Origin of the sequence: Enterobacter hormaechei subsp. xiangfangensis (assembly GCF_001729785.1) — a bacterium.
Lineage (GTDB): Bacteria > Pseudomonadota > Gammaproteobacteria > Enterobacterales > Enterobacteriaceae > Enterobacter > Enterobacter hormaechei_C.
In genome coordinates this window covers 3,079,881-3,092,085 of the sequence record NZ_CP017183.1, presented here as the reverse complement: position 1 = coordinate 3,092,085, position 12,205 = coordinate 3,079,881, and the positions used below count along the sequence as shown (strand labels likewise).

General features: G+C 56.4%; 10 protein-coding genes. 6 read left to right on the top strand and 4 right to left on the bottom strand.

The genetic code is table 11. The features are described from left to right. Positions 1–32 precede the first annotated feature (32 nt). Both nfo and BFV63_RS14780 read right to left on the bottom strand, forming a co-directional pair. A complete protein-coding gene (gene nfo, locus BFV63_RS14785) occupies positions 33–890 on the bottom strand; it encodes a deoxyribonuclease IV (protein WP_003859342.1) in 858 nt (285 codons plus the stop codon). A gap of 64 nt (positions 891–954) precedes the next feature. After that, positions 955–2,001, bottom strand: a complete 1,047-nt coding sequence (locus tag BFV63_RS14780; protein WP_048208341.1) for a YeiH family protein — start codon at positions 1,999–2,001, stop codon at positions 955–957. A 97-nt stretch (positions 2,002–2,098) separates the two neighbouring features. Here BFV63_RS14780 and yieE point away from each other — a divergent pair, with 97 nt between their 5' ends. Together yieE and BFV63_RS14770 are read left to right on the top strand one after the other, a co-directional pair. Next, positions 2,099–2,965, top strand: coding sequence for a DNA-binding transcriptional regulator YeiE (yieE, locus tag BFV63_RS14775; RefSeq protein ID WP_003859337.1), 867 nt, complete (start codon positions 2,099–2,101; stop codon positions 2,963–2,965). A 170-nt stretch (positions 2,966–3,135) separates the two neighbouring features. Continuing rightward, positions 3,136–4,602 (top strand): amino acid permease, encoded by a 1,467-nt coding sequence (locus tag BFV63_RS14770; RefSeq protein ID WP_003859336.1) that lies wholly within the window; start codon positions 3,136–3,138, stop codon positions 4,600–4,602. A gap of 57 nt (positions 4,603–4,659) precedes the next feature. Here the strand turns inward: BFV63_RS14770 and BFV63_RS14765 are convergent, their stop codons facing one another. Further along, positions 4,660–6,645: a ligand-gated channel protein gene (locus BFV63_RS14765; RefSeq protein WP_003859334.1), complete on the bottom strand. Its 1,986-nt coding sequence runs from the start codon at positions 6,643–6,645 to the stop codon at positions 4,660–4,662. A 268-nt stretch (positions 6,646–6,913) separates the two neighbouring features. Beyond that, entirely contained in the window at positions 6,914–7,741 is an 828-nt protein-coding gene (gene fghA / locus BFV63_RS14760) for an S-formylglutathione hydrolase (protein WP_048240460.1), read from the bottom strand. 137 nt (positions 7,742–7,878) lie between these two features. On the opposite strand from fghA, the gene BFV63_RS14755 reads away from it, so the two are divergent. The 4 genes from BFV63_RS14755 to galS all read left to right on the top strand — a co-directional run bounded on the left by BFV63_RS14755 (position 7,879) and on the right by galS (position 12,152). Beyond that, entirely contained in the window at positions 7,879–9,027 is a 1,149-nt protein-coding gene (locus BFV63_RS14755; protein ID WP_048240461.1) for a YbfB/YjiJ family MFS transporter, read from the top strand. Between the two features lie 102 nt (positions 9,028–9,129). Further along, on the top strand, positions 9,130–9,798 hold the full coding sequence (folE, locus tag BFV63_RS14750; RefSeq protein ID WP_003859328.1) for a GTP cyclohydrolase I FolE: 669 nt from the start codon (positions 9,130–9,132) through the stop codon (positions 9,796–9,798). Positions 9,799–9,816: 18 nt separating this feature from the next. Beyond that, on the top strand, positions 9,817–10,974 hold the full coding sequence (yeiB, locus tag BFV63_RS14745; protein ID WP_045337657.1) for a DUF418 domain-containing protein YeiB: 1,158 nt from the start codon (positions 9,817–9,819) through the stop codon (positions 10,972–10,974). A gap of 155 nt (positions 10,975–11,129) precedes the next feature. Further along, positions 11,130–12,152, top strand: a complete 1,023-nt coding sequence (gene galS / locus BFV63_RS14740) for an HTH-type transcriptional regulator GalS (RefSeq protein WP_045337656.1) — start codon at positions 11,130–11,132, stop codon at positions 12,150–12,152. Positions 12,153–12,205: the final 53 nt, after the last annotated feature.

The following is a 12,205-nucleotide window of genomic DNA, read 5'->3' as shown; positions in this document are numbered from 1 at the left end:
AAAAGCCGGGTGCTAATGCAACCCGGCTTTTTTTATGCCGCCTGTTCAGCGGTTTGCTGTGCCTTCAGCCAGGCAATCTCTTCTGCCCAGATGTCCGGATTGATGGTTTCCAGCACCATCGGAATACCGTCGAAGCGAGCGTCCTGCATGATAAAGCGGAACGCATCGTGGCCGATGTTGCCTTCGCCCAGGCTGTGATGGCGGTCAACGCGACTACCAAAGGCGCTTTTCGCATCGTTTAAGTGCATACCGCGAAGATATTTAAAACCAACAATACGCTCGAACTCCTCGAAGGTATTTTTTGTGGCCTCAGTTGTGCGCAGGTCATAACCGGCCGCAAACGCGTGGCAGGTATCAATGCACACGCCCACGCGGGATTTGTCTTCCACGCCGTCGATGATCGCCGCCAGATGCTCAAACTTAAAGCCGAGGTTGCTGCCCTGACCGGCGGTATTCTCAATCACTGCCGTCACGCCCTGGGTTTTATCCAGCGTCATGTTAATTGACTCGGCGATGCGCGCCAGACAGGCGTCTTCGTCGATTTGCATCAGATGGCTGCCGGGATGGAAATTCAGCAGCGTTAGCCCCAGTTGCTCACAGCGCTGAACCTCATCCAGGAACGCTTCGCGGGATTTTTCCAGCGCCTCGGCAACCGGGTGACCGAGGTTAATGAGGTAGCTGTCATGGGGAAGGATCTGGCCAGGCCCGTAGCCGTATTTCTCGCAGGCGGCTTTAAAGTCATCAATCACTTCCGCGGTGAGGGGAGCTGCGCGCCACTGGCGCTGGTTTTTGGTGAACAGGGCGAAAGCGGTCGCCTCGATTTCGGCGGCGCGAATGGCGGCATTCGCAAGGCCACCAGCAGCGCTGACGTGCGCTCCAACATATTTCATAAAAAGACTCCTGTTAACCCGAAATGCCTATGATAACGGGTTAACAGGAGAAGGACGAGATGGTTTATGCCAACAGGCTGTGTACCGCAAGGTTAATCGCACCGCCGCCAACTATCAGCCAGATGAACAGCACCAGCGCCATCAGCAGCGGTTTCGCCCCGGCTTTTTTCAGCGCGCTGACGTGCGTGGTGATGCCCAGCGCCGCCATTGCCATCGCCAGCAGGACCGTATCCAGCGTGACCAGCATATCCACCATCGCTTTTGGCAGCAGGTGGAAAGAGTTGAAGACAGCGACCACGATGAACAGGATCGCAAACCACGGAATGGTGATTTTGCTTTTCTCGCTGCCGCCTGCCGGAGCAAGCTGTTTAACCTGCGCCGCGAGGAAAATCAGGAACGGGGCCAGCATCATCACGCGCAGCATTTTGGCGATGACCGCCGCGTTTTCCGCTTCCGGGTTAATGGCGTGACCTGCCGCCACCACCTGCGCCACTTCGTGCATGGTTGAGCCGATATAAATGCCGTAGGTTTCCGGACTAAACCAGTGCGCCACCAGCGGATACATGGCCGGATACAGGAAGATCGCCAGCGTACCGAAGATAACTACCGTCGCGACGGCAACCGTGACTTTACTGGCTTCGGCTTTAACGACGGGTTCTGTTGCCAGTACCGCCGCCGCGCCGCAGATGCTGCTACCCGCACCGATCAGCCAGCTGGTCTGTTTGTCCAGCCCAAAGATCTTCTGGCCGATAAAGCACGCCAGTAAAAAAGTGCTCGAAAGGGTCAGGACGTCAATGGCAATCCCGCTGACCCCCACATCCGCAATCTGCGAAAAGGTGAGACGGAAGCCATAAAGGATGATCCCGAGACGTAATAAATGCTGCTTGGCGAAAATCACGCCGCCGTCGCAGGGTTTCCAGATGTGCGGGTAAACGGTGTTCCCGACCACCATGCCGAGCAGAATGGCCAGCGTCAGGGCGCTGAACCCTGCACCGGCAACCGCCGGTATACTGCCACCCCATAAGGCCACGCCGGTAACCACGGCGCTGAGCGCGAGACCCGGCACGAAGTGCCACACTGTACGATGATGTTGTAAGGTGATTTCTGACATAACCTTCTCCTTTGTCTGGCTAAAGGTTACGGCGCTCTGGCTTAAAAATAAAATTGATTATATATTTATAATCAATCTTTATAAGTGGTAAGCAACCATGCACATTACATTGCGTCAGCTGGAAGTTTTTGCCGAGGTGCTGAAAAGCGGCTCGACAACCCAGGCGTCACAAATGCTGGCGCTCTCGCAGTCCGCCGTTAGCGCGGCCTTGACCGATCTTGAAGGGCAACTGGGCGTCCAGCTTTTCGACAGGGTAGGGAAGCGGCTGGTGGTGAACGAACATGGCCGCCTGCTGTATCCGCGTGCCCTGGCTTTACTGGAGCAGGCGACGGAGATCGAACAGCTGTTCCGCGAGGACAACGGCGCTATTCGCGTCTACGCTAGCAGCACGATCGGTAACTACATCCTGCCGGAAGTGATTGCCCGCTACCGCCGGGATTTTCCGACCCTGCCGCTGGAGATGAGCGTCGGCAACAGCCAGGACGTGATCAACGCGGTGATTGATTTCCGCGTGGACATCGGGCTTATCGAAGGGCCGTGCCACAACGTGGATATCATTGCGGAGCCCTGGCTGGAGGATGAGCTGGTGGTGTTTGCCTCTCCGGCCTCTTCTTTACTCCAGGGCGAGGTCACGCTGGAGCGGCTGGCGCAAGCGCAGTGGATCCTGCGAGAGCAGGGCTCCGGCACGCGTGAGATTGTCGATTATCTGCTGCTGTCCCATCTACCGCAGTTCCAGTTAGGGATGGAATTAGGTAACTCCGAGGCCATTAAGCATGCCGTACGCCATGGTCTGGGCATTAGCTGTCTTTCCCGACGGGTGATTGCCGAACAGCTGGAAACCGGCTCACTGGTTGAGATCCCCGTTCCGCTGCCGAAGCTGGTGCGCACGCTGTGGTGCATCCATCATCGTCAGAAACACCTTTCCAGCTCGCTCCAGCGTTTTCTGCGCTACTGCGAGATGTAAAAGCGCACCTCACCCTGGCCCTCTCCCCAAAGGGGAGAGGGAAAAATTATGCTTTACTTATAATCCTGGCCGAGTCATGAAGCTCTCTTATAACTGAGTATTTCTGCCGGAAGCAACGCAGATCGTCTGCTACAATCGCGCCTCATTTATTGAATGGACAGCATTTTCACATGGTTTCAGAAACTAAAACCACACAAGCGCCCGCGCTACGTCGCGCACTTAAGGCGCGTCACCTGACGATGATCGCCATTGGCGGCTCAATCGGTACAGGTCTTTTCGTTGCCTCTGGCGCAACGATTTCGGCAGCCGGCCCGGGTGGGGCATTATTCTCTTATATCCTGATTGGCCTGATGGTCTACTTCCTGATGACCAGCCTGGGTGAACTGGCGGCATACATGCCGGTGTCTGGTTCGTTTTCGACCTACGGACAAAAATACGTTGAGGAAGGCTTCGGCTTCGCTCTGGGCTGGAACTATTGGTACAACTGGGCGGTGACCATCGCCGTTGACCTCGTCGCGGCACAGCTGGTAATGACCTGGTGGTTCCCGGACACGCCCGGCTGGATCTGGAGCGCCCTGTTCCTGGCGGTCATCTTCCTGCTGAACTACATCTCCGTGCGCGGTTTCGGCGAAGCGGAATACTGGTTCTCTTTGATTAAAGTGGCAACCGTCATCATCTTTATCGTCGTCGGTGTGGCGATGATCGTTGGTATTTTCAAAGGGGCTGAACCGGCGGGCTGGAGTAACTGGACAATAGGCGATGCGCCGTTTGCCGGGGGCTTCTCGGCGATGATTGGCGTGGCGATGATTGTCGGCTTCTCCTTCCAGGGTACCGAGTTGATTGGCATTGCGGCCGGTGAATCCGAAAACCCGGAGAAGAATATTCCGCGCGCGGTGCGTCAGGTGTTCTGGCGTATCCTGCTGTTCTATGTGTTCGCGATCCTGATTATCAGCCTGATCATTCCGTATACCGACCCAAGCCTGCTGCGTAACGACGTAAAAGACATCAGCGTCAGCCCGTTCACGCTGGTCTTCCAGCACGCGGGTCTGCTCTCAGCGGCGGCGGTGATGAACGCGGTGATCCTGACGGCGGTACTGTCTGCGGGTAACTCCGGGATGTACGCCTCCACCCGCATGCTCTACACCCTGGCCTGCGACGGTAAAGCGCCGCGTATTTTCTCGAAACTGTCTCGCGGTGGCGTGCCACGCAACGCGCTGTATGCGACCACGGTGATTGCGGGTCTCTGTTTCCTGACCTCCATGTTCGGCAACCAGACGGTCTACCTGTGGCTGCTGAACACCTCTGGTATGACGGGCTTCATTGCCTGGCTGGGCATTGCCATCAGCCACTACCGTTTCCGTCGCGGGTACGTCAAGCAGGGGCATGATCTGAATAACCTGCCGTACCGGTCAGGATTCTTCCCGCTGGGGCCGATCTTCGCCTTCGTTCTGTGCCTGATTATTACCCTGGGTCAGAACTATGAGGCCTTCCTTGCGGACACCATTGACTGGGGCGCCGTCACGGCCACCTATATTGGCATTCCGCTGTTCCTGATCATCTGGTTTGGCTACAAACTGACGAAAGGAACACGCTTCGTTCGCTACAGTGAAATGGATTTCCCGGAACGATTTAAATAATAACCGCACTTCCTCTCTTTTAGCCCGCTCAGTTGAGCGGGCTTTTTTATGGGCAGATCAGAAGCTGTAGGTCATGCCAACGGTATAGCGGCGGCCATCCAGCACGGTGTCATACGTATCGTAATCAATCTGCTTATCGAGCACGTTATACACACCGGCAGTAACCAGCAGGTTTTTGTTGGCGTTGTAGCGCATACCGACATCAACCTGAGTGTAGGACGGCGTACCCTGGGACATTGACGTGCGGCTCAGGTACTCAGACGTTTTACCGCGCAGGTTCAGACGGCTCCAGAACCCGACGTCTGGCGTCGCCTGCCAGTCCAGGGTGGTGTTGAACATGTGTTTCGGCATTTTGTTCAGTGGCTTGCCGGAGAACTGGCCGCTCTTCTGCTCGGACTCTGTATAGGTGTAGTTTGCAGTCCAGTTCACATCACGCGTGATCTTCCACCCGAAGGAGGACTCCACACCGCGCATGTTGGCTTTGTCCACGTTGACGCGATCGCTGACGAAATCATAGCTGTGACCGCCAATCGTACAGGCGGGATCGGCGCTGCTGTTACAGCGGCGAACTTCCGTAATTTTGTCCTTGAAGTCGGTATTAAACAGCGTTACGCCGGCATTCAGGTCATCGTTGTTATCCCAGAGCAGGGCGAGCTCTTCGCTCAGGCTCTTCTCTGGTTTCAGATCCGGGTTGCCGACGATGATACCGTCAAGACGGCCGCCACCTGTCACCTGGCCCCAGCTGGCAGACGACTGACGCAGATCCGGCGCACGATAGCCAGCAGAAACCCCGCCTTTCAACGTCCACTGATCGGCCAGGTGCCATACGCCGTAACCGCGCGGCGTCCAGTTAGTACCGTAGTTTTGGTCTTTGTCCATACGCAGGCCGCCGGTCAACGTAAAGCTTTCCGTCATTGACCATTCATCTTCGGCAAACAGGGCCCAGCTCCAGCGCGTCAGTTTGTTCAGGCCGTCAGCAGCTTCCAGCTGATTACCGTTGTCGCGCAGTTTCTCATAGCGATACTGCCCGCCGAGGGTCAACGTATGATCGCCGAGGAAAATTTGGTTCTGGTTGTTGAAGGTGGTGTTATAGGAGCGCATTTCGCGACCTGGATTATTGGTCTCTTCCTGCTGGATATAGCTGGTGGTATTGAAGTCTTCGTAATAACCACTGTGGGTTAACGAGTAGGTCGTGTGCTCATAGCGCGAGTCGCTTTTGGTATTTGGCGTACAGGTTGTTCCCCGGCAGGTTTCAGCCGCTTTCGACATCCCCGGGGTGCTGTTTCTGTCCTGAAGTTCGCGAGCAAAGTCGAGGTCGAAATCGTTCTTCTCGTCCGGCGTGAAGTTCAGCGTAATGCCACCGTTACGCATTTTCTGCTCGTTATAGCCGTTCACGATTTTATCTTCTGCGCGGCGTGACAACAGCCCCGTCACCTTTGCGCCCAGAAGTCCGTCGATCAGGGGACCAGAGGCGTAGGCGTTGGTCTGGAAGATATCGCCGGAATCATGATTTTCCTGGAAGGTTGCATCGCCATGCAACGAACCGGTCCAGGCTTTGGTGTTCGAGACTTTTTTGGTAATGACGTTAATGACGCCACCCATCGCATCGGAGCCGTAAAGCGAGGACATCGGGCCGCGGATGACCTCGATGCGCTCAATGGACTCAAGCGGCGGCAGCCAGCCTTGTTCAATACCCGAGTTGTCGCTGTTGGGGCGGGTGCTTCGCGTACTGACGCGTTTGCCGTTCACCAGGAACAGGGTGTACTGAGAGGCCATGCCGCGAATACTGATATCACTGCTGCTCCCGCCGCCAGTGACGACAACACCCGGGACATCTCTCAGGGCATCGGTAACATCACGGTAGGCTTTATCTTCAATCTGCTGTTTCGAAATCACAGAGATGGAGGCGGGGGCATTCTGGATCTTTTGTTCAAAACCCGTTGCAGTGACGACAACGGTGTCCTGATCGGCTGCGTGAACGAAGGGGGAACATGTGGCAGCGCCAATGGCGACGGCCAGGAGCTTAATGCGTGGTATTGTCATTTGTACATTCCGTATAAAAATGAAAAAAACTCCATCGGGATAACCCTGAGAACTGTATGTTTTTGTCTTGTAAGAACTCTTTGAGATGGAGAAGAGTCTGGAATTGTACAAAAGAATGTAGAATTGTAAACACAAATGATAATTGAAATCATTTGTGTTTGAGCGATGGCGACGGAAAACAGGCTGGATTCAAGCGGATAGAAGTATGTAAAGAGGGGGAGGGGAAAGACCCGGCAGGCAGGAGGCGCTACCGGGCAAAAGGTGGAACTTACCTGAACAGATGTTCCGCATGGAAGCGGAGATGATCCTCAATAAAGGACGCCATGAAGTAATAGCTGTGGTCGTATCCCGGTTGAATGCGCAGCGTTAGCGGCCAGTCCTTCTGGCGCGCGGCTTCCGCCAGCACCGCAGGCTGTAACTGCCCGGCGAGGAACTGATCGGCATCACCCTGATCCACCAGCATCGGGATAGCGTCTTCTGACTGGCTCGCCAGCATCAGCGCGCAGCTATCCCATTCCTGCCATTTCTTTACATCTTCACCCAGATAGTGCCTAAAGGCTTTTTGCCCCCAAGGCACCTGCGTTGGGTTCACAATCGGCGCAAATGCGGACACGCTGGTGTATTTCCCCGGATTTTTCAGCGCCATTATCAGCGCCCCGTGGCCACCCATCGAATGTCCGCTTATCGCGCAGCGCTCGCTGACCGCGAACTGAGAGTGCACCAGGGCAGGCAGTTCATCGCGAATGTAGTCATACATGCGGTAATGGCTCGCCCACGGTTGTTCCGTGGCGTTGAGATAGAAGCCAGCGCCTTTACCCAAATCGTATCCGGCATCGTCGGCCACGTCCTCGCCACGCGGGCTGGTATCTGGCATCACCAGCGCAATGCCCAGTTCGGCGGCAATACGCTGGGCGCCCGCTTTGGTGGTGAAGTTTTCGTCGTTGCAGGTCAGGCCTGAAAGCCAGTACAGCACCGATGGATTGTCCGCAGGGGGCAGGAAAATGCTGAACGTCATAGCACAATTCAGCGTGGTGGAGTCGTGCCGCCAGCGCTGCTGTCGACCTTCAAAACAACGATGCTCTTCGAGCAGTTCCATGCAGGGCTCCTTATACGAAAGACTATTCATAAAACGCATAATACAGAGTTTTCATTGACCTGTGAGCAACTTTCACTTTCGCAGGACGGCGAGATGTTGCATCATAAATTTACTTTTCTTTAACAATTGGAGCGATCATGTCGCTGCGTATCGCGCTCAGCGGATTTGTGGTTCTGGTCGTGGCGATGGGGATAGGACGCTTCGCCTTCACGCCTCAGGTGCCGCTGATGATAGCCGCCGGGCAACTCACGCTTACCAGCGCGGGGCTGGTGGCGGCAATGAACTATCTGGGCTATCTGGTGGGGGCATGGGATGCCATGCGTGCCCATCGCTTCGTTGAAACGCGCCTCTGGCTTGGCATCACCGGTGCGGTGGCGCTGACGCTGCTCTCCGCGGCGGCAGAGAATGCCGTCGTTCACGGTCTGCTGCGCTTTGTGATCGGATGCATGAGCGGCTGGTCGATGGTGCTGATTGCCGCCTGGACCAACGAGCGGCTGGGGCAGCTGGGCAAACCGGGACTCAGTGCGGCCGTCTTTGCCGGACCCGGGGCCGGCATCGCCCTGAGCGGCCTGCTGGCGGTCTATATTCAGGCGAAATCCTTGTCCGCCGGGGCGGCATGGCAAATCTACGGCGTACTGGCGCTGGTGCTGATCGTACTGGTGGCGCGCTACCTGCCGCGCGCAGGTCAGCTTCATCGCCCTGGTACCGCGCCTGAGCCGTTGCTGCTGACTGCGGATCTCCGGCGTCTGGTCTGGAGCTACAGCCTGGCAGGGTTCGGCTATATCCTCCCGGCGACCTTTTTATCGCAAATGGCGGCGGTGCGTTTTCCCGGCAGCCTGTTTGCCCAGTTTGTCTGGCCAATATTTGGCGCCGCCTCGGTGGTGGGGATTGCGCTGAGCATTGCCCTGCGGCATACATCAAGCGCTAACCGCAGGCTGGCGATTGTTCTTTGGTTACAGGGGATTGGCGTGCTGGCGGCCTGGTTGCTGCCGGGCATAGGCGGCTTGCTGACGGGTGGGCTGCTGGTGGGCGGCGGGTTCCTCTGCGCCGTGCAGCTCTCTCTTCTGTACGGTCGCGAGCTGGCGCCAGACCACACGCGTTACATGGCGGGACTGCTAACCACCGGGTATGCCATTGGTCAGCTGGTGGGTCCGGTCACGTCGGCTCTGTCGACCTGGCTCACGCACCGTCTGGAACCTGCGCTGGGGCTGGCGGGGATCGCGCTGTTCGTTGGCGGAGCGTTAGTCTGGAACCGTCAGGCTGAAAGGCAACAGCAATTGCAATAATTATCGTCGTGAATACTGGATTATGTGCGTCGCCTCACGCACAATGAGCGCACACTTTTGCCACAACGAGGGCAAAAGACGCCACACCTGCAGGAGAAAAGAATGTCATCACTCAGTAAAGAAGCAGCCCTTGTCCATGAAGCGCTGGTTGCGCGCGGTCTTGAAACGCCACTGCGCCCGCCCGTGCAGGAGCTGGACAATGTTACCCGCAAGCGTCTGATCGCCGGCCATATGACGGAGATCATGCAACTGCTGAATCTCGATCTGAGCGACGACAGCCTGATGGAGACGCCGCACCGCATCGCGAAGATGTACGTCGACGAAATTTTCTCCGGCCTGGATTACGCGAACTTCCCGAAAATCACCGTCATTGAAAATAAGATGAAGGTCGATGAGATGGTGACGGTACGCGATATCACGCTGACCAGCACCTGCGAGCATCACTTTGTGACCATCGATGGTAAAGCGACGGTGGCCTATATTCCAAAAGATACGGTCATTGGCCTGTCCAAGATCAACCGCATCGTGCAGTTCTTTGCCCAGCGTCCGCAGGTGCAGGAACGTCTGACGCAGCAGATCCTGACCGCACTGCAAACCCTGTTGGGGACTAACAATGTGGCGGTGTCTATCGACGCGGTGCACTACTGCGTGAAAGCGCGCGGCGTGCGTGATGCTACCAGCGCAACCACCACCACTTCGCTGGGCGGCCTGTTCAAATCGAGCCAGAACACCCGCCAGGAGTTCCTGCGCGCCGTGCGTCACCACAACTAATCAGACAGGGCAGGGACCATGGAGCGAAACGTCACGCTCGATTTTGTTCGCGGCGTCGCCATTCTCGGTATCCTGCTGCTGAATATCAGCGCCTTCGGTCTGCCGAAGGCCGCCTATCTGAATCCTGCGTGGTATGGCGACATCACGCGTAGCGACGCCTGGACGTGGGCAATCCTCGATCTCTTTGCACAGGTGAAATTCCTGACCCTCTTTGCGCTTCTGTTTGGCGCGGGACTTCAGCTTCTCCTCAAACGCGGTACGCGCTGGATCCAGTCGCGTTTAACGCTGCTGGTTATCCTCGGTTTTATTCACGGGCTGCTTTTCTGGGACGGCGATATTCTGCTCGCGTATGGTCTGGTGGGCCTGATTTGCTGGCGGCTGATCCGCGACGCACCCGGTGTGAAAAGCCTGTTTAACACCGGCGTGATGCTCTATGTCATGGGACTGGCCGTGTTATTGCTGCTTGGCATGATTGCCGATGATTCCACCAGTCGTTCATGGATCCCGGATGCGGCCAACCTGCAATATGAGCAGTTCTGGAAGCTGAAAGGCGGCATGGAAGCGATCGGCAACCGGGCCGATATGCTCGGCGATAACCTGCTGGCGCTGGGCGCGCAATACGGCTGGCAGCTGGCGGGGATGATGCTGATGGGTGCAGCCCTGATGCGCACCGGCTGGCTGAAAGGGGAATTTAGCCTGCGACACTATCGTCGTACGGGTGCAGGGCTGGTGCTGCTCGGCGTGATCATCAACCTCCCGGCGGTGATGATGCAGTGGCATCTACAATGGGATTACCGTTGGTGTGCGTTCCTGTTGCAGGTGCCGCGCGAACTGAGCGCGCCGTTCCAGACCATTGGCTATGCGGCGCTGATCTATGGCTTCTGGCCCCAGCTTTCTCGCCTGTGGATCGTCAGTGCGGTGGCCTGCGTTGGGCGGATTGCGTTAAGCAATTACATCCTGCAAACGCTGATATGCACCACGCTTTTCTACCGATTCGGCCTGTTTATGAAATTCGATCGCCTGACGCTACTGGCGTTTGTTATTCCGGTCTGGATTGTTAACGTGGTGTTTTCAGTTGTCTGGCTGCGTTTTTTCCGTCAGGGCCCGCTGGAATGGGCATGGCGACAGTTAACCGCTCGTGCTTCGGACGTGTCATTGCGTAATACATCCAGATAACGATCTGGATCACAATCATTAACAAAACGGATGTAAGCGTTTTCATCTGTGTGAGCTTCTTCACGTAGTCTCCTCTCTCTCGCTGCCAGAATAGCCACCTTGCTAAACACAGGGGGTGTCTGTGAGTTGCTGCAATCCTTTAAAGGGTGGTGAATATGATCACCATTCGTGACGTCGCCCGCCAGGCGGGTGTTTCTGTTGCTACTGTCTCCCGTGTGCTGAACAACAGTGCGCTGGTCAGCCCTGAAACGCGTGAAACCGTAATGAAAGCCGTGACCCAGCTGGGGTACCGGCCAAACGCCAATGCCCAGGCGCTGGCGACGCAGGTCAGCGATACCATTGGCGTAGTGGTGATGGACGTGTCGGACGCTTTCTTCGGCGCGCTGGTCAAAGCGGTGGATGTGGTTGCCCAGCAGCACCAGAAATATGTGCTGATTGGCAACAGCTATCACGAGGCTGAAAAAGAGCGTTATGCCATTGAGGTACTGATCCGCCAGCGCTGTAACGCCCTGATTGTGCACTCTAAAGCCCTGAGCGATGAAGAGCTGGCCGGGTTTATGGAGCAGATCCCCGGCATGGTGCTGATCAATCGTATCGTCCCCGGCTACGCGCATCGCTGCGTCAGTCTGGATAACATCAGCGGCGCGATGATGGCGACGCGGATGCTCATCAGCAACGGCCATCAGCGCATAGGTTATCTGGCTTCCAGCCACGGTATTGAAGACGACATGATGCGCCGCGAGGGCTGGCAAAACGCCCTGAAAGAGCAGGGCATTGCGCCGCTGGAGAGCTGGGTAGGTACCGGTTCGCCGGACATGCAGGGCGGTGAAGCGGCAATGGTTGAACTGCTGGGGCGTAATCTTCAGCTGACGGCCGTGTTTGCCTATAACGACAGCATGGCGGCAGGTGCGCTTACCGCGCTGAAAGATAATGGCATTGCGGTACCGCAGCATTTATCGCTGATCGGTTTTGATGATATCCCCATTGCCCGTTACACCGATCCGCAGCTGACAACGGTACGTTATCCCATTGCGTCGATGGCGAAACTGGCGACAGAGCTGGCGTTACAGGGGGCGGCTGGGCTGTTAGATCCTGACGCAACGCATTGTTTTATGCCGACTTTAGTACGCCGCCATTCGGTCGCTATCCGGCAAACTGTGGCTCCGATCACTAACTGATAACATCACGTGATGTAACCGTTTTCAATCTGTGAGTAAATTCACAGTATCTT